The organism is Pseudomonas sp. A25(2017), assembly GCF_002001065.1.
GTDB classification, from domain to species: Bacteria; Pseudomonadota; Gammaproteobacteria; order Pseudomonadales; family Pseudomonadaceae; genus Aquipseudomonas; species Aquipseudomonas kilonensis.
On the sequence record NZ_MUOA01000082.1, the window covers coordinates 26,095 to 44,144 of the forward strand.

The 18,050-nt window shown below is 58.6% G+C and carries 18 protein-coding genes; 13 read left to right on the forward strand and 5 right to left on the reverse strand.

Annotation, left to right across the window (positions count from 1 at the left end; genetic code table 11):
* Positions 1-14: 14 nt before the first annotated feature.
* The 4 genes from B0E42_RS21520 to B0E42_RS21535 form a co-directional block, all read right to left on the reverse strand.
* The gene (locus B0E42_RS21520; protein WP_053181042.1) at positions 15-1,271 is read right to left on the reverse strand and encodes a PLP-dependent aminotransferase family protein; all 1,257 of its coding nucleotides are present in this window, start codon (positions 1,269-1,271) and stop codon (positions 15-17) included.
* 62 nt (positions 1,272-1,333) lie between these two features.
* Positions 1,334-2,479, reverse strand: a complete 1,146-nt coding sequence (locus B0E42_RS21525) for a PLP-dependent transferase (protein WP_053181039.1) — start codon at positions 2,477-2,479, stop codon at positions 1,334-1,336.
* A complete protein-coding gene (gene amrS, locus B0E42_RS21530) occupies positions 2,476-3,960 on the reverse strand; it encodes an AmmeMemoRadiSam system radical SAM enzyme (protein ID WP_077507284.1) in 1,485 nt (494 codons plus the stop codon). Before amrS ends, B0E42_RS21525 begins: the two co-directional genes overlap by 4 nt.
* A 102-nt stretch (positions 3,961-4,062) precedes the next feature.
* Positions 4,063-4,776: a YitT family protein gene (locus tag B0E42_RS21535; protein ID WP_077507285.1), complete on the reverse strand. Its 714-nt coding sequence runs from the start codon at positions 4,774-4,776 to the stop codon at positions 4,063-4,065.
* 188 nt (positions 4,777-4,964) lie between these two features.
* Here B0E42_RS21535 and B0E42_RS21540 point away from each other — a divergent pair, with 188 nt between their 5' ends.
* Positions 4,965-5,396, forward strand: coding sequence for an Lrp/AsnC family transcriptional regulator (locus B0E42_RS21540; RefSeq protein ID WP_003204346.1), 432 nt, complete (start codon positions 4,965-4,967; stop codon positions 5,394-5,396).
* 20 nt (positions 5,397-5,416) lie between these two features.
* Here the strand turns inward: B0E42_RS21540 and B0E42_RS21545 are convergent, their stop codons facing one another.
* On the reverse strand, positions 5,417-6,307 hold the full coding sequence (locus tag B0E42_RS21545; protein ID WP_077507286.1) for a DNA-binding response regulator: 891 nt from the start codon (positions 6,305-6,307) through the stop codon (positions 5,417-5,419).
* A gap of 312 nt (positions 6,308-6,619) precedes the next feature.
* Between B0E42_RS21545 and B0E42_RS21550 the strand changes: the two genes are divergently transcribed.
* The 12 genes from B0E42_RS21550 to B0E42_RS21605 all read left to right on the forward strand — a co-directional run bounded on the left by B0E42_RS21550 (position 6,620) and on the right by B0E42_RS21605 (position 16,875).
* On the forward strand, positions 6,620-6,811 hold the full coding sequence (locus tag B0E42_RS21550; RefSeq protein ID WP_053181029.1) for a Flp family type IVb pilin: 192 nt from the start codon (positions 6,620-6,622) through the stop codon (positions 6,809-6,811).
* A gap of 145 nt (positions 6,812-6,956) precedes the next feature.
* Positions 6,957-7,151 carry a Flp family type IVb pilin gene (locus B0E42_RS21555; protein WP_077507287.1) on the forward strand — a complete coding sequence of 65 codons (195 nt, stop codon included), beginning with the start codon at positions 6,957-6,959 and terminating at the stop codon, positions 7,149-7,151.
* Positions 7,152-7,172: 21 nt separating this feature from the next.
* Entirely contained in the window at positions 7,173-7,703 is a 531-nt protein-coding gene (locus tag B0E42_RS21560) for a prepilin peptidase (protein WP_014339542.1), read from the forward strand.
* 2 nt (positions 7,704-7,705) lie between these two features.
* Positions 7,706-9,034, forward strand: a complete 1,329-nt coding sequence (locus tag B0E42_RS21565; protein WP_053181023.1) for an AAA family ATPase — start codon at positions 7,706-7,708, stop codon at positions 9,032-9,034.
* 15 nt (positions 9,035-9,049) lie between these two features.
* Positions 9,050-9,865 carry a Flp pilus assembly protein CpaB gene (gene cpaB / locus B0E42_RS21570; RefSeq protein ID WP_077507288.1) on the forward strand — a complete coding sequence of 272 codons (816 nt, stop codon included), beginning with the start codon at positions 9,050-9,052 and terminating at the stop codon, positions 9,863-9,865.
* Positions 9,866-9,937: 72 nt separating this feature from the next.
* Positions 9,938-11,254 carry a TadE/TadG family type IV pilus assembly protein gene (locus B0E42_RS21575; RefSeq protein WP_077507289.1) on the forward strand — a complete coding sequence of 439 codons (1,317 nt, stop codon included), beginning with the start codon at positions 9,938-9,940 and terminating at the stop codon, positions 11,252-11,254.
* An 8-nt stretch (positions 11,255-11,262) separates the two neighbouring features.
* On the forward strand, positions 11,263-11,745 hold the full coding sequence (locus tag B0E42_RS21580) for a TadE/TadG family type IV pilus assembly protein (protein WP_053181018.1): 483 nt from the start codon (positions 11,263-11,265) through the stop codon (positions 11,743-11,745).
* Positions 11,745-12,239, forward strand: a complete 495-nt coding sequence (locus B0E42_RS21585; protein WP_053181014.1) for a TadE/TadG family type IV pilus assembly protein — start codon at positions 11,745-11,747, stop codon at positions 12,237-12,239. Before B0E42_RS21580 ends, B0E42_RS21585 begins: the two co-directional genes overlap by 1 nt.
* Positions 12,233-13,453 carry an AAA family ATPase gene (locus tag B0E42_RS21590; RefSeq protein WP_053181012.1) on the forward strand — a complete coding sequence of 407 codons (1,221 nt, stop codon included), beginning with the start codon at positions 12,233-12,235 and terminating at the stop codon, positions 13,451-13,453. The genes B0E42_RS21585 and B0E42_RS21590 overlap by 7 nt, the downstream gene beginning before the upstream one ends.
* Positions 13,454-13,456: 3 nt before the next feature.
* Positions 13,457-14,899: a CpaF family protein gene (locus B0E42_RS21595; protein WP_077507290.1), complete on the forward strand. Its 1,443-nt coding sequence runs from the start codon at positions 13,457-13,459 to the stop codon at positions 14,897-14,899.
* On the forward strand, positions 14,896-15,882 hold the full coding sequence (locus tag B0E42_RS21600; RefSeq protein WP_053181006.1) for a type II secretion system F family protein: 987 nt from the start codon (positions 14,896-14,898) through the stop codon (positions 15,880-15,882). The genes B0E42_RS21595 and B0E42_RS21600 overlap by 4 nt, the downstream gene beginning before the upstream one ends.
* A gap of 27 nt (positions 15,883-15,909) precedes the next feature.
* Complete coding sequence (locus tag B0E42_RS21605) at positions 15,910-16,875, forward strand: type II secretion system F family protein (RefSeq protein WP_046063665.1); 966 nt, start codon at positions 15,910-15,912, stop codon at positions 16,873-16,875.
* Positions 16,876-18,050: the final 1,175 nt, after the last annotated feature.

The window sequence follows — 18,050 nt, forward strand, 5'->3', positions numbered from 1 at the left end:
TGCATGCAGACGTTTTATTGCAACCTGAACTCGACGTACGCCCTGAAACGGCTTATCGCCTGGGTGATTTGCGAGGTGGTTGCATTGCTGAACGACAGCCTGACCTGGGTGGTGGCCTCATTCATCAGTGAAAACAAGCTGGTGGGAAATACAATCACCTTGAACAGCCTGGCGCATTCGCGCATTTCAGAATATCCAAAGACGAAAGGCAGCTGCACATTGATGAAGAAGCCGCCTGCCGGGTGATTCCAGCTGACCGCTCTTTGGGCGCCGACCTTGAATGGGAATTCGCGCTCAAGGCATTCAAGCATGTGATTTCTTTTCTTTGTGTAAGACAACACCCTGGGTTGGTTCAGCCCTTTCAACGAGTAGTCGTGCTCGATCAGCAAGCCTGCGACAACCGCTTGGCACAGGGCCGGGGTATTCACCGTGATCAGGCTTTTGGCCTTGCACAATCGGCCGCTGAAGGACATGACCCCAGCGCCCTCTGGGGCGACCACATAGCCCATGCGCAAGCCCGGGAAAATCGATTTGGCAAAGGAGCCCAGCAAGAACACCCGACGGCTGTCGATGGACTTCATGGACGCAATGGCATCGCCTTCGTACCTGAAGTAACGGTAGGCAGTGTCTTCGAGGATGAAAAAGTTCTTTTCATCGGCCAGGGAGAGCATGGCTCTCCTGCCGTCATGGGAAAGGCTGTCGGCGGTAGGATTGCTAAAGTCCGCAATTGCATAAAGTGCCTTGATTCTTTCACCTCTGGATTCCAGTGCTTCGATGAGCCTGCGCAGGGCGATTGGATCAAGAAAGACCGTCATGGGGACGGGGACTATTTTTATCCCCAGCAATTTTGCGATCCCCGTGATCCCGGAAAACACCGGGTCAGGTACCAATAAAACCCCACCGCCGTCAAAAATGGACAGGAGCGTCAAGGTGCAGGCTTCTTGAAAGCCCATGCACACCACAATGCTTTCAGGGTTGGATACGTTGATCGCTTCATCCACCTGCAAATGGCTGGCGATTATTTCATTGATGATTCCAGAGGTTTTTCCATATTGGCAAAGCAGCGTCGCCAGTGACTGTTCGGTGCCGGCAACGTGATTTTTGTATTGGGCCAGGCCCCTGTCGATGAGCAAAGGGTCGCACTGCTCATCATCGGGTCGACCGGAGGCCAGTGAAATGGCCTCCGGGTTTTCTTGAGCAATGGAGTTTAGTAGGTGGATGACGTTCAGGATGGGGTCGTCGAATATCATGTTTTCGAATGCGCTGGACACTTCGCTTCTCCATAAAAAAAGCAACGAGCCATTGAAGGCCCGTTGCTCATGATCAACACCCGCTACGCAGGATCGAGTGAGCGTTCTTGATCGACCTGGCTCTCCATGGCTTCGAATGCCTGCAGCAGGTCTTCCTTGAGGTCATCCAGGTCCTCCAGGCCAAAGCACAATCGAACCAGGCCTTTCTCGATGCCCATGTCCGCTTTTTCCCGATCCGTCATCGAGGCATGGCTGCCACTGAAGGGCTGGGCGACCATCGACGTCACGCAGGCCATTCCGGTGCCTGTGCCAAACCATTTGAGCGCGCTGGTGAACGTTTTGTAGAAGGGAACCAGATCGGGCCGAATATCAACAAACACAATGCCGCCATAACCGGTCAGCTGTTTGCCATCCACGCGTGGGTAATAGACATGCTCAATAAAAGGCAGCTCGCGCAGATAGTTGAGCATGCTGGATGTCGTCTGGCTGTGTTTCTCCATGCGCAGGTTGAATGTCTGCATGCTTCTGCGAAGCAGCCATGCGCTATTGGGGGTTAATATCGTGCCTGAATAAAAGCGGCCTTCAAGCAGGCGGTTATAAATCTTCTCGTTGTTGACCAGCACCAGGCCGCCCATGACATCGCTATGCCCAGAGAAGTATTTGGTTGCGCTGTATAGGGAAATGTCGGCGCCAAAATTCAACGGCTTCTGGAATATCGGCGTGGCCCAGGTATTGTCAACGACCACCAGCGCCTGCGGGTTGATTTGCTTGACGGCCCGGCTGACCGCATGAATATCAATGTCTTTGAGGAACGGATTGGTCGGTGTTTCGAAAATGACCATGTCGACGTTCGCCGGCAATGCCTTCAACCCGTCTGCCGTGGTGAGATCCAGAATCGTCAGGTCTGCGCCAATGCGTGCCGCATACCGCTGGAACAGTTTATAAGAGCAGCCATAGATGTATTTGTTGATGACCAGCGAAGCACCCGGTTTCAACAGTTCCAACACCATGTAGATGGCGCTCATCCCGGTGCTGTAGGCCAGGGCATATTCGCTGCCCTCCAGGGAGGCGACGACCTGCTCCAGTTCAGTCACATTGGGATTGGCCTTCCTTGAGTAGAAGAAGGCTGAGTCAGCACTGAAAGCACTGCACTGATAAATGGGCGTTACCGAAGGGCGAGCGTCCCGGTCATCGACCTTGATATGAAGTATTTCAGTAGACACTTTCATGCTTGGCTGACCAGTTTGATGACCTGTTCATACATGTTCTGCTTGCCCTCATAACCAATGGTCGGGGTGATGTCATTTTGCGAAATACCAATCTCTTCAATCGACTCCGTCGGGAAGTGAGCCCTGTCGAATACTTCATGAAGGTTCGAGTTCACGCCGTTGGGAAGCCAGACCTCAGGACCGGTTTCATCGATGCGTGCCTTGGCAATAATGAATCGATAGCTTTCATGCGGCCGCAGCGTCAGTGATTTCCAATCGCTGTTGTGCCCGTCCGTATAATTGCGCCGCAGGTAGACGGTCTGTTCGAAATCTTCGGTATTCAGCACTTGGGCATGCAGCGACACGATATCCCCATGCCACTCGAACTTGCGTTTCTCGTAAGCGGCCAGCGCGTCCTCTCGCAGCTCGACGGGGGCGTTCGCCTGATGCTCGCCGAGTAATTTGAAATGCGCGTCGTGCCCGCATTGAGAGCAGCAACCCTTGCTGTCCAGCCCGATGATTTCAGCGTTCAAGCCATAACGGGTGACGAGCAGGGCGTTACAGTTGTTGCAGCTGGTATTGGTTCCCTCGACGTCATTCACGTTGCCCAGGTAGACATGCTCAACGCCCATGCTCCGAGCAACGTCCCGAGCCTTCAGCAGACGGTCCACAGGGGTGCGGATGCTGTTGCTCATCTTGTAATCGGGGTGGAACCTGACGAAGTGCAGCGGCACATTCGGGCCCAGTTCATCCAAGACCCACTGGCTGATTTTCCGGGCCGTTTCCTCGTCGTCGCTGATGTCGGTCACCATCAAGGTGCTGACCTCAACATATTTGCCAGCGTCATAGACTTTCTTGATGCCGGCGAGGACTGGCTCTACCCAGCCGGTGGTGACCTTGCGGTAGTATTCCGGGGAAATGGATTTCAGCGAAATCGAGAAAATATCGATGACCGGCAATAATTCATCAATGGCTTCTTCACTGATAAAGAACGCCGATTTATACAGGTTGATCAGGCCCGCTTCCTTGGCCAGCTTTGCCGTGTCGAGAATGAATTCATGCCAGACAACCGGATCGTTATACGTCCAGGAAATGACGCGTATTCCGTGCTTGAGTGCGGTTTCCACAACTTGTTCAGGGGTGTAGTAGTAAACGTCTTTGTCGGTGACGTACTTGGCTTGTGAAGTCTTCCAGTTGTGGCAATAACCGCAGTTGAGCATGCAGCCGATATTGCCCAGGGACAGGATCCGCTCTCCAGGGGCAAAGTGGAAAACGGCTTCGGTTTCTATCGTTTCTTCTGTGCTGTGAACGCCTTTGCCGTAGTTCAATGTAACGAGTCTGCCGCCGCGGTTTCCGCGCACTTTGCAAAAACCTACCTTGCCCTCCTGTATGACACAATTTCGCGGGGAGAGATGACACTTGACGACGCCCCCCGGAAGTATTTCTTCCAGTTTTGCCGGGCTGCTTTCCAAGGTCCAGTTTTTATTTTTTGTAGTGTCCATCTTTCTCACTCCTCATCACGGAAGTTGCTATCAATATCATCGGTTGAAAAAGTCGAGGCGAAACAATCCGGCTGCCATGGATGGCAACTATTTTTATGGGTATTAGTAGGCGGATGAAGCGCGAATCAATCCATAGTTCTTGAGAGAAAAGCGCTTGGCATTCATGTTCATGAAGGGTTGAATAAGCGGGCCGATCACTAGCAGGAATGCAATCGTTCCCACGCCGAACGGGCCGCCTAAAAGCCATCCGCTCGAAAAGATGCCGATTTCAATGATCATTTTGGCTTTGGTGAATGACCAGCCCCACTTGGAGACCATGGTCAGGACCACGAGGTCCATGATTCTGATTCCAATACCGCTCATGATGATCAGCGCGGAGGAGTAGGCGCATAACATCAGCCCCGTCGCCAATAACGTGTACTCATTCATTCTTGCGATCAAATACTCTCCGAGCCCCAACCATGACCAGAGATCAATCAATAGACCGGTCAGTGTTGTTGTAATAAAGGGACTTATCGGCGGGTATTTTTTGTTCCAGAGCATCCACCATGTGAGGAAGAAGAGGGACACGATAGCCGAACAAATGCCCATGCCAAGCATAAGTATTTTATCGATAGAAATGATCAAGACGTCTAATGGATCGGTGCCCAGTTGACTGATGATGAAGCACTTGGCACCCAGCGAAAAGAAACCGACACCCGTCAAGTACATCAGGATCTGGTCCTTCTTGAAGCGGCGAAGATTTAGTACTTGCGTGCCAATGTGCTGGGTGAAAGAGTATGACTTTTTTTCACACTTTATCTTTTCATCTTCCATGCGAATACCATCCCTGGAGAGAATATTTTATTATGAGTGCGTCACGCTAAAGAGCAGGGCTATTGATTGCCCTCAGGCTTTCAGGCTGGAAATAGACTAGCGTCCTGCTTTATTTTGGTGCATGCTTTTTTTAATGAAAAACGCGGTCTTTTCATTAAAATTTATACTTTTAACCGGGGAAAACGCACATGGATCGTATAGACGTCAAAATCCTGGGTAAGGTACAGGACTGTGGTCGCATTTCCATCACAGAGCTTTCCAAGCACGCGGGTCTTTCTATTCCTGCCACCAATGACAGGTTGCGCAAACTTGAAGACTCAGGGGTCATCAAGGGCTATTGCGCTCAGTTAGATCCCACCAAACTGGGGTACGGCATATCGGCTGTCGTCGGCATCACCACCCTCAAGCCGGCGAAATCCAAACTGATCGCGACGCTCACCGACATACCCGAAGTCGTTGAGTGCCTGCACATCACGGGAAACGACTCCTACCTGATCCGGATCTACGCCAGATCCATGGCTGAGATCGAAGACATTATTGCGAAAATCAACGCGTACGGAGAGACGCGTACCAGCATTGTCCTGTCCATTCCTATCGAGAGAAGAAAGCTCGCCCCGTGAGCCTGGGTGCTGCGCACTGACTACGTGCTTTGCTGAACACGCTCACCCCTCAGGCTGTGCACCAGGTTTTCAATCGCTTCCAGAGCCGCCTCATCCGCAGGCGCCGGTGCAGGACTTGCGCTGCGCATCTGGTACGCGAGACGGTATTCACTGGGGGTGCAACTGGCGTATTGCTTGAAGGCGCGGGCGAAGTAGGACGGGTCCTTGAAGCCAGCCTCATAACCGATGCTGGTGATGGGCATCTGGCTGTTGTCGAGCAGTTCCTTGGCAAAGCTCATGCGTTTGTTCAGCACGTAGTCGGTGAAGCCGAGCCCATTGGCTTCCTTGAACACCCGGCTGAAGCGAAATGTGGTCATGCCGCAGCGCTTGGCCAGATCGCGCTGATCGATGCTTTCGCGAAAATGCTGGTCGATGTACAGCATGATGTGGCTGAGGGCCTGGTGCTTCTGGTGCCCGGAGGTCAGGCGAATGCTGTCCGGCAGGGTCGGGGAGTGGTCGATCTGCGAGGTCTTTCCCCGGCCATGGGTATTGCGGCGCAGCTCGCACAGTTGCACCACGGCTGTCAGGTAGCGCTTTCTCTCGGCGGTAGTCAGGGGCAGCACCATGTATTCCCAGACGCTGGAGCGCATGGCCCACACCGCCAGTTCTTCGGAGTGCTGCACGGTGAACATGGTGATGGGGATGGTCGGAACGGTTCGCTTGATCTCCAGCAGGCGCCGCAAGCCTGGTGTGTCCGGGCGATCGAAGTGGATGCAGATCATGTCGACCTGTTCCCCGCTGGGCAGCATGGCGTTTTTTGCCAGCGTGCAGTCGCACGTGTCCTGAAACTGGGAGGCGAGTTCCTTGGTGGACCGATCATGGGTCAGATCGAACCATAACAGCTTTGGCTTTCCAGTCGGATTGAACGTCATAGGACGACTACTCACAGGTGCTTACTGCCCTTTAGCTAGCAGTATTGTCACTGTGCCATCACTTCGCCGAATAATTTTTTATAAAAATTCGATCTTTTAGCGCCACCCTCGTCACGGGATGCCGGCGAGCGCCCGTTTGCGCTGCGGCACGGATGGATTTCCCGCCCCCTGGCGCCTTTTCCATCCCCGCAAAAAAATCCTAGCGATGTGCAAAATCCTCCTAACGGCTATGACCACCTGCTGACTAGGGTTGCATCAGGCAGTTCGCAATGCACTGCCCCTTGAGAAAACAATCCCGATGAGGTGTGCGAAATGAATCTTCAAACAATCAAGGCTTCGGTACTGAAGTTCGCCAAAGATGAAGACGGCCTGACCATTGTGGAATACGCCGTGGCCGGTGGGTTGATCACGGTGGCTGTGGCGGCAATGTTCGTCTTGCTGGGTAGCGCTGTGAACACCCGGATTACCGCACTCTGCGCCGCGGTCAAGGGCGGCGCCTGCTGACAACCGCTCCCTTTTGGGAATGGGATGAAGCCCATCAAGGCGCCGCTTTCAGCATTGTCTGATAACGCTTCGAAGTAATTGCTCAATGGGCTTCACGTTGTTCTTTATCAGCCTGTTTTATCACCTTTGAAATGAGGTAAATGATATGAAAGTTCAAAAACTCAGAACTTCGATAGTTAAGTTTATCGACGATGAAGATGGCCTGACCATTGTGGAATATGCCGTGGCCGGTGGGCTGATTACGGTGGCGGTTGCGGCGATGTTCGTTCTATTGGGCACTGAGGTGAACGCTCGGATCACCGCACTCTGCGCCGCAGTTAAAGGCTCTGCCTGCGCCTAACCACCCCTAGGGAGACGCATCATGTCCATGGAATTGCTGGTGTCGACGGTACTGCTGGTAGGACTGCTGGGTGTGGCGGTGGTGAGCGATCTGCGTCGCCACCGCATCCCCAACACGCTGGTCCTGTTGGGCCTTGCCCTGGGGTTGGCCGGCCAGGTTTATACCGGTGGGCTCGGCGGCCTGGGCGACAGCCTGTTGGGCATGCTGATCTGTTTCGGGTTGTTCCTGCCCATGTATGCGGTCGGTGGCATGGCTGCCGGTGATGTCAAGCTGATGACCATGGTCGGCAGCTTCCTGCCTTTTCATTACGCACTGTGGGCGGCGCTGTTCAGCCTGATCGCCGGCGGTGTGTGCGGTTTCCTGATCGTCCTGGCCCGTGGCCAACTGCTCCAGACCCTGGGGCGCTACTGGCTGATTGTGCGAGCCCAGTCCTATCTGGCGCCGACTTCCGATGAAGTGGCCGGCAAACCCTTTCCTTATTCGATTGCGATCCTGATCGGTACTTTGAACAGCGTCTACTGGCAACTGGTTGCCGGCGGCTGGGGAGTCTAGTCATGCACGTCATCAACGATAGCGATGCCTACCCCAGCGAACGGGAAGCGGTACAACGCCTGGCGCCACAGCCCTGCACCATTCGCGACACCGGCCTGAGCGACAGTTTCCTCGGTGAGCTGGTGTGCAAGCACCTGCACGACGCCGGTGTGCTGGACATGACGCGGCTGGTAGAGCGCCTGGCCCTGACCGGCGCGGTGCTGGAAGAAGTCCTGGCGTTCCTGCGCAAGGACGGTCGCGTCGAAGTGCTGGGCCAGTTGGGGCAACCGGGCGGACAGACGCTGCGTTATGGCCTGACCGAGCGCGGCCGCAGTTCGGCGCGTGACGCCCTGGCCCGCAGTGGCTACATCGGCGCAGCGCCATTCCCGGTGAGCACCTATCGCTCGCTGATCAAGATCCAGACCATTCACCATGGTCGCATCACCGCCAAGGACATGCACCAGGCCCTGGCCGGCCTGGTACTGAGCCAAGGCATGCTCGACCAGTTGGGCGTCGCTCTGAATTCCGGGCGGGCAATCATGATCTACGGCCCGGCGGGCACGGGCAAAACCTATGTCAGCAGCCGATTGATCCGGCTGTTCGCCGAGGCGATCTGGGTGCCCCATGCCATCGTCATCAACGAGTCGGTGATCGAGATCTACGACCCGCAGGTGCACCAGCGCCTGGATGACAACGGCCAATCGAACAACCTCATGCTCAACGAAGGCATCGACCGCCGGCTGCTGTGCTGCAAACGCCCGATCGTCATCACCGGCGGCGAGCTGAACATGGAACAGCTGGACGTGCGCTACGACCCCTTCACCCGGCAATACCAGGCGGCGTTGCAGCTCAAGGCCAGCAACGGCCTGTTCATCATTGATGACATGGGGCGCCAGCGCATGGCCCCGGCCGAGTTGCTCAATCGTTGGATCGTGCCCATGGAGGAGAAGCGCGACTTCATCAACCTGGGCGGCGGGCGGCATTGCGAGCTGCCGTTCGACCTGGTGCTGGTGTTTTCCACCAACCTCAATCCCCTCGAATTGGCCGACGAGGCCTTCCTGCGGCGCATTGGCTACAAAGTGCAGTTCGGCTACCTCAAGCCTGAGGAATACGAACAAATCTGGCGCCAGGAGTGCGAACGCCTGGGCATCCCGTATGACCCGCTGCTGGTGCGCTATGTGTTGCAGCGGCTGTATGCAGGCGAAGGCATGCCGCTGGTGCCTTGCCATCCCCGTGACCTGTTGAACATGGCGCTCGACCGCCAGCGTTACCTGGGCGGTTCCGGGCCCTTGTCGGCGCAAGAGCTGGAATGGGCCTGGCACAACTACTTCGTTCAGCTCGACTTCCTTTGATCTGGAGATACCGACATGAGCTCTCGTACGCTTCCGCTGATAGGCGTTTCCCTGGTAATGGGCCTTGGTGCCGCATGGATGGCCGACTCCTGGTTGAGCGCGCGACTCAACGCGACCCCCGATGACCACTTGCGAAGCGTGGTGGTCGCCACGGTGGAAATCCCCTTCGGGCAAATGGTCGAGGCCCAGCAAGTCACGACCGTGCGCATGCCCATGGATACGATCCCGGACGACGCCTTCGATGCCAGCGAACAGGCCGTGGGCAAGATCGCCACCTTCGACATCCTGCGTGGCGACATCGTGCGGGGTGCGCGGCTGAGCGAGCACTTGGGTGGCAGCACCCTGGCTTCGCTGATTGCGCCGGACAAACGCGCCATATCGGTACGCGTGGATGATGTGGTCGGCGTGGGCGGCTTCCTCTTGCCGGGCAACCGGGTCGATGTCTTGGCCACCAAGACCACCAGCGCCGGCAGCAACAGCGCGACCTCCCGGACCATCCTGGAAAACCTGCGGGTGCTGGCGGTGGACCAGACGGCGGGCACCGACAAGACCCAGCCGGTCGTGGTGCGGGCGGTGACGCTGGAAATGTCGGCCACCGAAGCGGAAGCGCTGGTCACTGCACAGACCGAGGGCAAACTGCAATTGGCCTTGCGCAACCCGTTGAACCTGGAAAAAAAGGCCGTGGCCGTTGCACCGCCAACCCCGGCGCCAGTCATCGCCATGGCGGCCGCCCCGGCGCCAAAACCTGCGGTGCAGCGCAGTGCCAAGCCGCAAGGCGGGGCGATCACGCTGATCCGCGGAGTTGAAAGCAGTGTGATCAATGTCCGCTGAGTAATACCCTCCATGCCAGGCCCTTGCGGGCCGCGGCGATACCGATCCTCAAACGTTGTAAATGAGGGCTCGATGATGAATGCCAATATCCGGCGCCAGGGAGGGGCGGTGAGTGTACTGATGGTGATTGCCCTGGTGGCGATCTCCATGATGGCGGCGTTGGCCCTCGACGGCGGGCACATGCTACTGAACAAGACGCGCCTGCAAAATGCGGTGGATGCCGCCGCCTTGGGCGGTGCCAAGACCCTGAGCCAGGTGAGTGGCGGCGTCAACATGGCCAGCACCACCCGCGCGGCGGCCCTGGACACGCTCAACAGAAATGCCAATGCCTTGGGCAACACCGAGCTGGCCACTGCGGTCGCCGGCAACCCGGGTGCGTTGGCCGTGGTGGAGCTGTCCAGCAGCGTCTACGGTCCGTTCTCCTACCCCGGGCCTGCCGATGCCAAATATGTGCGGGTGTCGGTGGCCAGTTATCAACTGAACGGTTTTTTCTGGAGCTTCGTGCAAACGATGGGCAGCGTCGGCTTGGGCAACAAGCGCGTGGCGGCGATTGCCACTGCCGGTCCCAGCCCCACCTCTCCTTGTGACCTGGCGCCGTTGATGGTCTGTGGCGATCCCACTCAATACAACCCGGCCGCCGGCAACTTCTGGGGGTATCAATTTGGCGACCTGGAAGTCTTGAAGACGGCGGCGGGGAACACCTCGCCCGTCGGCCCGGGCAACTTCCAATTGCTGGATTTCGGCTCAGGCGGCAAAACGGTCCGGGAGGACCTGGCCGGAGGTGGCTCGGTCTGCCGCAGCGTCGGCGACAACGTCCAGACCGCGCCAGGTAATAAAGCGGGTCCAACTTCCCAAGGCTTGAATACGCGCTTCGGTATCTACAACGGCCCGGTCAGTTCTTCAGACTATCCACCGGACCTGGTCACGTCCTCAGGCACCCCGGCGATCACCTACAACGATTCGCTCTCCCAGGCGCAATATAAAGGCCAGCTCATCACCTCCAGCAACGGCGATCTCTCGGCGGGTGGCGAGGCGGTACAAGACTATAACGACTGGCGGGCCAAGGTCGCCGCCTGCGTGGCGGGGGGCGCCAGCGGCTGTGAAAGCAACGGGGTTTTCGAGCGCCGGATGCTGAAGATCGTGATTGGCAATTGCGCCGGGAAGCTGAGCGGCTCGACGTCGATTCCGGTCTTGGGGTTCGGCTGCTATTTCGTCCTGCAGCCGGTGAACGGCGGTGGTTCGGAGTCGATCATCTTTGGCCAGTTCGTCCAGGAATGCGAGGGCGACAACGTACCTGGCCCGACGCCGTCCACCGACTCCGGCCCACAGATCATCCAGCTCTACAAAACCTATCTCAACGGCAGCGGCACTCCGAGCACTGACTCGTAGGAGGCGTCATGGGACTTTCTCATTTCAAACCAGCGCAAGCCCAGCAAGGCGTGGCGCTGGTGGAATTCACCCTGGTGTTGCCATTGCTGCTGTTGTTGCTGCTGGCCTTCGGCGAGTTCGGTCGCATGCTTTACCAGTACAACGTGCTGTTGCAGGCCAGTCGCGATGCTGGGCGCTTCGTCGCCAGCCAGGCGTGGGATTCTACCCACGGCATCGTTAACGTGAACAAGGTACTGCTCCAGACCCAGACAAAAAACGTTGCGGTGTATGGCGTTCCCAGTGCTACCGGCACCGCCGTGGTGTCAGGGTTGACCACGACTCACGTTCAGGTCGCCGCGGAGGGCATCGATCATGTGCGCGTCACTATTACCTACACCTTCTGCCCGGTGATTGGTGCGGGTAACTGCACGGGGTCGATTCCAGGACTTTTCGGCAATGCCATTCCCTTGGGCATCCAGTTGGTCGCAACCACCGTCATGAGGGCGCTGTGATGAATAACAAACACATGCGCGGCACCTACATCGTGGAGTTCTCGTTCGTGGGCTTGCTGGTGTTCGTCCTGCTGTTCGGCGTGGTGGAAATGGGCCGGCTGTACTTCACGGTCAATGCGCTGGATGAAGCCGCGCGGCGCGGTGCGCGCCTGGCAGCGGTGTGCAATGTCAGCGACCCGGTGGTGTTGCGTCGGGCCATCTTCAACGCCGCGACGGATGCCGGCACCAGTCAACTGATCAGCAACCTGGCGACGTCTAACCTGGCCCTGACCTACCTGGACGTCAATGGTGCCGTGGTGGCAAACCCCGCCAACACCACAGGCACCACCGGCTTTCGAGCCATCCGCTATGTCCGGCTGAGCGTGCAGAACTTCGTTTTCAACCTGTTCATTCCCGGCTTAGGCGTGCCCATTACCTTGCCCACGTTCAGGGCAACCTTGCCACGCGAAAGCCTTGGGCGTCATTCCGATTCCGGGGAGATCACACCATGCTGAACACTAAGGAAACTCCGCTTTCGACCGCGACTGGCAGAGCCGGGCTGCGGATACTGATCAGCAGCCGCGATGCCACGTCCCTGCGCGACCTGCAATGCGTCTGCCAGCGCATGCCTGGCCTTGAGGTCAGCACGCGGCTGGTCAGCAACGGGCATGTCGACCCGCTCTACGGCCTGGACCGCATGCCCGACCTGTTGCTGCTGCGCGTCAGCCACCTGTGGCGCGAAGAATTGTCAGCCTTGCTGCAGCGTCCGGCCCATGAACGTCCGCCGATGCTGGTGTGTGGTCCCTTGGGTGAGCAGGAGGGCATGCGCCTGGCGATGCAGGCCGGCGCCCGGGACGTGCTGCCCGAGCCCATCGCCGATACAGAATTGGTGGCGGCCCTGAATCGCCTGGTGACGGAAGTCCGCCTCGGCAGCGGCAACGAAGGGAAGCTGATCGCGGTGATCAGCGCCAAGGGTGGCTCCGGCGGAACCCTGGTGGCGTGCAACCTGGCCCAGCAACTCAGCGCCCGGGCAGGCAATACCTTGCTGCTGGACATGGACCTGCAATTTGGCAGCGTGACCCATTACCTGGACGTCGCGCAGTCCCACAGTCATCTGGAAGTACTGCAACAGGTCGACGACATGGACAGCGTCGCGCTGCGGGGCTTTTGCAGCCACTTCAGCCCGACCCTGCATGTGCTGGGTGGTCGGGCCGGTGAGTTGTGCCTGCCCCAGGATGCCCAGCCCGAACAGCTCGACGCCCTGTTGCAACTGGCCCGCGCCAGTTATGACTGGGTGGTGGTGGACCTGCCGCGGCAGATCGATCACCTCACCGGCTCGGTGCTGGAACAGGTGGACCGGGTGTACGTGGTGGTGCAACAGAGCGTCAGCCACCTGCGCGATGCCAGCGCCCTGGTGCGGATCTTGCGCGAAGACCTGGGCGTGCGCGGGGATCAATTGCAGATCGTGATCAACCGCTATGACAAAAACGCCGCTGTCAGCCTCAAGGACATCGGCGAGGCCCTGCGTTGCCCGAACCTGTTGAAATTGCCCAATGACTTCAACCTGGTCAGCCAGAGTCAGAACACTGGCGTGCCGTTGGGGCTGCATGCGCCGAAGGCGGCAATCACCGCCGCCCTGCGCGATTTGACCGAAGACCTGGTCGGTCACCAGATGGCCACAGACAAGGGCCTGCTTAAACGTGCCTTCAACCGTTTTTTCGGGGGATGACCCATGATCAGCGACTTTCGTAACCGCTTGCGCAAACAGCCCGCCAAATCCGCCGCCTCAGCGGGCACCCAGCCCGAGGAGGGCCTGCCGGACCCGACCGACGCGTTGATGGCCTGGGAGCAGGCCATCCCCGACGTGCTTTACGAAACCCGCAGCCAGGTCACGCCGGTGGAGGCCGAATGGCGGGAGAAGATCTACCAGCAACTGCTCAAGGTCATGGACCTGTCGTTGCTCGATGCCCTCGAACACGTCGAGGCCACTCGGCAGATACGCGATATCTGCCAGCGCCTGCTCGAGGAACATTCGGCACCGGTGAGTACGGCCAGTCGGCAATTGATCATCAAGCAGATCACCGATGAAGTGCTCGGTCTCGGGCCGCTGGAACCGTTGTTGGCTGACCATAGCGTGTCCGACATTCTGGTCAACGGCTTTGCCTCGGTCTACGTCGAACGCTTCGGCAAGTTGCAACGCACCGACGTGCGTTTTCGCGACGACCAGCATTTGCTGAACATCATCGACCGCATCGTTTCGAGCCTGGGGCGGCGTATCGACGAGTCCTCGCCCTTGGTGGACGCCCGGCTCAAGGACGGTTCGCGGGTCAACGCGATCATTCCACCGCTGGCCATCGACGGTCCGAGCATGTCGATCCGGCGCTTCGCCGTGGACCTGCTCAACACCGACAGCCTGATCCAGGTCGGCACCATGACCCCGGCCATTGCCTTGCTGCTCAAGGCCATTGTTCGCGGACGCCTGAACGTGCTGATCTCCGGCGGCACCGGCAGCGGCAAGACCACCATGCTCAATGTGCTGTCCAGTTTCATTCCCCACAACGAGCGCATCGTCACCATCGAGGATTCGGCCGAGCTGCAACTGCAACAGCCCCACGTAGTGCGCCTGGAAACCCGGCCTTCGAACATCGAGGGGCGCGGCGAGGTGGGCCAGCGGGAATTGGTGCGCAACAGCCTGCGGATGCGCCCGGACCGCATTGTCATTGGCGAGGTGCGTGGCGCCGAGGCGATGGACATGCTCACGGCGATGAACACCGGCCACGACGGTTCGCTGACCACCATTCACGCCAACACCGCACGGGATGCGTTGGGGCGAGTCGAGAACATGGTGTCGATGACCGGGGCGACTTTTCCGATCAAGGCCATGCGTCAACAAATTGCCTCGGCCATCGATGTGGTGATCCAACTGGAGCGTCAAGAAGACGGCAAGCGACGCGTGGTGAGCATGCAAGAGATCAACGGGATGGAAGGGGACATCATCACCATGACCGAGATTTTCTCCTTCGTGCGCCAGGGCATCGGCGAGCATGGCGAGGTGCTTGGGGATTATCGGCCCAGCGGGATGATCCCGGCCTTCCGCGATGTGCTGGCCAAGCGCGGCATCGAACTGCCGCTGACTCTGTTTCGCCCTGAGTGGATGGAGGGCCGGACGTCATGAGCAATATCCCCAGTGAATTCATCCTGATGTTCCTTGGCATGGTGTTCATCGCCGTATTCCTGCTGTCCCAGGGCGTGGTGGTGCCGGTGTTCGGCGAGGCCGGCAGGATGCGCAAGCGCATTCGCGGGCGCCTGCATGTACTGGAGAAAGCCAACCACTTGCCCAACATGCAGACCGTGTTGCGGCAGAAATACCTGACGCGCCTGTCCCCCCTGGAAGCGCGCCTGGAACAGCTGCCATTCATGGCCAACCTGACCCAACTGATCGAGCAGGCCGGGCATGAATACCGGGCTTATCGGGTCATGCTGCTCGGTCTGGCCCTGGGGGTGGCGGCGGGTGCCTTGGTGCTGATGGTCTCGCCCATCTGGTGGATGGCGCTGCTGGCGGCATTCGCGGTGACCTGGGTGCCGGTGCTGAAAATCCTGCGTGACCGTAACAAGCGTTTCGCTGCGTTCGAGGAGGGTTTGCCGGATGCGCTGGACGCCATGTGCCGGGCCCTGCGCGCCGGCCATCCGTTCAACGAAACCCTGCGTCTGGTCGCCGAAGAGCATAAGGGGCCGGTCGCCCAGGAATTCGGCATGACGTTTTCCGACATCAACTATGGCAACGATGTGCGCCGGGCCATGCTCGGCCTGCTGGAGCGCATGCCGAGCATGACGGTGATGATGCTGGTGACCTCGATCCTCATCCACCGCGAGACTGGCGGCAACCTGACCGAAGTGCTGGAGCGCCTGAGCCGCTTGATTCGTGGGCGTTTTCGTTTCCAGCGCAAGATTCGGACGCTGTCGGCCGAAGGGCGCATGTCGGCCTGGGTGCTGGTGGCGATCCCGTTCGTGCTGGCGATCGCCATCGTGCTCACCAGCCCCAGCTACATGCCGGTGCTGATCAATGACCCCATAGGGCACAAGCTGATCATCGGCGCGTTCTGCGCCATGTTGATCGGGATTTTCTGGATAAGAAAGATCATCCGGATCCAGGTTTAAGCGCTGTCGCGCCGAGAGGTATCAGTCATGGACTTTTTGCTCGGATTGTTGAGTCGGTTTACCGGCAACGAAGAACTGGCCCGCCTGTTGTTCATCGCCGCGATTGGCCTCAGTGCAGTGTTGGCGGCCGTCGCGCTCCTGCTGTTGATGTTGGGCCTGCAGGATCCGGTGCAGCGGCGCCTGGCGCTGATCAAGCGCGGGTATGCTGGCAACACCGCAGGGCAGGAGGCACCCGGTAACCTGCAGCTCTTGCTGGAGCGGGTCGGCCAGCGCTTTGCCTCGACCGACCAGGCCCACGCGTCGGCCACCCAGACCTTGCTCACCCACGCCGGTTACCGCTCTGCTTCGGCGGTGCAGATGTATTGGGCCGTGCGCCTGATGCTGCCGCTGTTGCTGGTCGGTGTTGCGTTGTTGCTGTTGCCGATGGTCAAGGTGTCAGTGGCTATCGGCTTGCTGGGGGTGACCCTCGTGGCGGGCATCGGTTGGTTGCTGCCGGCGATCTACGTCGGCAAGCGCAAGCAGGCACGCCAAGGCCGGCTGCGCGCCGCGTTCCCGGATGCGCTGGACCTGATGGTGGTTTGCGTCGAGTCGGGCCTGGCCCTGCCTACAACGATTGAACGGGTGGCTGAAGAGATGTCGGTCAGCCAGGTCGAACTGGCCGAGGAACTGGCGCTGGTCAATGCGCAGATCCGGGCGGGCATCACCAGCACCGAGGCCCTCAAGCAACTGGCCGTGCGTACTGGCCTGGAGGATATCCAGGGCCTGGTCAGCCTGCTGGCGCAAAGTATCCGATTCGGCACCAGCGTGGCCGATACCCTGCGGATCTACGCCGATGAGTTTCGCGACCGGCGTACCCAGGCTGCGGAAGAAATGGGCGCCAAGATTGGCACCAAGCTGATCTTTCCGCTGATTTTCTGCCTGTGGCCGAGCTTCTTCCTGGTTGCCATTGGTCCGGCCATGATCGGTGTGTTCAGGGCTTTCGGGAATATGTAGGTCAGTGTGGGTGTTCATGAGTCTTGTGTTCACCCCCAGTCCCATTGTGGGAGCGAGCTTGCTCGCGATGGCGGCCTGACAGTTGGCCTGGATTTTGTTGGGCCTGGATTTTGTTGAGTGAGTACATATCCATTGCTGCGGTAACGGCTGCTTAGGGTTTCGCCCTGACGGCGACTCACTTTTGAGAAGCGCAAAAGTAAGCAAAACGCTTCTGCCCCACCACTCGGTGCCTCGCCTAGGCTCGGCATGCCCTCACTCCGGCATTGCTCCGTGGGCCCGCCGCGAAGGGCCATCCATGGCCCAGCGCGGCTATCCCGGCATCCATGCCGGGATGCCCACTGCGCAATGCCTGCGTTCGGCCATCGTGGTTAACGGGGCGCCCGAGATCAACGTCCACCGCGAGGCGGCCTAGTAGCCGACCTGGCTCTCCCGGTTGTACACCTCATCAGATCTGTGGGAACCATCAGATATGTGGGAGCAAAGCTTGCTCGCGAGGCGGCCTAGTAGCCGACCTGGCTCTCCCGGTTGTACACCTCATCAGATCTGTGGGAACCATCAGATATGTGGGAGCAAAGCTTGCTCGCGAGGCGGCCTAGTAGCCGACCTGGCTCTCCCGGTTGTACACCTCATCAGATCTGTGGGAACCATCAGATATGTGGGAGCAAAGCTTGCTCGCGAGGCGGCCTAGTAGCCGACCTGGCTCTCCCGGTTGTACACCTCATCAGATCTGTGGGGACCATCAGATCTGTGGGAGCAAAGCTTGCTCGCGAGGCGGCCTAGTAGCCGACCTGGCTCTCCCGGTTGTACACCTCATCAGATCTGTGGGGACCATCAGATCTGTGGGAGCAAAGCTTGCTCGCGAGGCGGCCTGACAGCCGACCTGGCTCTCCCGGTCGTACCCCGATCCAATTAATGTGGGAGCGAGCTTGCTCGCGATAGCGGTGGGTCAGTTTGCATGGATGTTGGATATGAAGGCCCCTTCGCAAGCTCGCTTGTATGGTAGGACTTGAAGGGAGGAGGAGGGACAAAGCTCGATTCTGACTGTTCGCGCAGTACAGACCGTGGGAGATTTCACCCCTCCTCCTTTCACCCAAGCGCCGATAAAGAATGCATCTGGCCTAGACCGACGATAGGAACAAGCCTGCGCCTCTGGGTGAACCCTTCAAGTGTTCAAA

What these genes read in the sequence shown, in the direction of transcription:
- B0E42_RS21585 (WP_053181014.1), top strand. Translation starts at nt 11,745, where the DNA reads ATGAATAACAAACACATGCGCGGCACCTACATCGTGGAGTTCTCGTTC.
- B0E42_RS21560 (WP_014339542.1), top strand. Translation starts at nt 7,173, where the DNA reads ATGTCCATGGAATTGCTGGTGTCGACGGTACTGCTGGTAGGACTGCTG.
- cpaB (WP_077507288.1), top strand. Translation starts at nt 9,050, where the DNA reads ATGAGCTCTCGTACGCTTCCGCTGATAGGCGTTTCCCTGGTAATGGGC.
- B0E42_RS21565 (WP_053181023.1), top strand. Translation starts at nt 7,706, where the DNA reads ATGCACGTCATCAACGATAGCGATGCCTACCCCAGCGAACGGGAAGCG.
- B0E42_RS21580 (WP_053181018.1), top strand. Translation starts at nt 11,263, where the DNA reads ATGGGACTTTCTCATTTCAAACCAGCGCAAGCCCAGCAAGGCGTGGCG.
- B0E42_RS21540 (WP_003204346.1), top strand. Translation starts at nt 4,965, where the DNA reads ATGGATCGTATAGACGTCAAAATCCTGGGTAAGGTACAGGACTGTGGT.
- B0E42_RS21550 (WP_053181029.1), top strand. Translation starts at nt 6,620, where the DNA reads ATGAATCTTCAAACAATCAAGGCTTCGGTACTGAAGTTCGCCAAAGAT.
- B0E42_RS21605 (WP_046063665.1), top strand. Translation starts at nt 15,910, where the DNA reads ATGGACTTTTTGCTCGGATTGTTGAGTCGGTTTACCGGCAACGAAGAA.
- B0E42_RS21525 (WP_053181039.1), bottom strand. Translation starts at nt 2,479, where the DNA reads ATGAAAGTGTCTACTGAAATACTTCATATCAAGGTCGATGACCGGGAC.
- B0E42_RS21600 (WP_053181006.1), top strand. Translation starts at nt 14,896, where the DNA reads ATGAGCAATATCCCCAGTGAATTCATCCTGATGTTCCTTGGCATGGTG.
- B0E42_RS21535 (WP_077507285.1), bottom strand. Translation starts at nt 4,776, where the DNA reads ATGGAAGATGAAAAGATAAAGTGTGAAAAAAAGTCATACTCTTTCACC.
- B0E42_RS21545 (WP_077507286.1), bottom strand. Translation starts at nt 6,307, where the DNA reads ATGACGTTCAATCCGACTGGAAAGCCAAAGCTGTTATGGTTCGATCTG.
- B0E42_RS21575 (WP_077507289.1), top strand. Translation starts at nt 9,938, where the DNA reads ATGATGAATGCCAATATCCGGCGCCAGGGAGGGGCGGTGAGTGTACTG.
- B0E42_RS21595 (WP_077507290.1), top strand. Translation starts at nt 13,457, where the DNA reads ATGATCAGCGACTTTCGTAACCGCTTGCGCAAACAGCCCGCCAAATCC.
- B0E42_RS21555 (WP_077507287.1), top strand. Translation starts at nt 6,957, where the DNA reads ATGAAAGTTCAAAAACTCAGAACTTCGATAGTTAAGTTTATCGACGAT.
- B0E42_RS21590 (WP_053181012.1), top strand. Translation starts at nt 12,233, where the DNA reads ATGCTGAACACTAAGGAAACTCCGCTTTCGACCGCGACTGGCAGAGCC.
- amrS (WP_077507284.1), bottom strand. Translation starts at nt 3,960, where the DNA reads ATGGACACTACAAAAAATAAAAACTGGACCTTGGAAAGCAGCCCGGCA.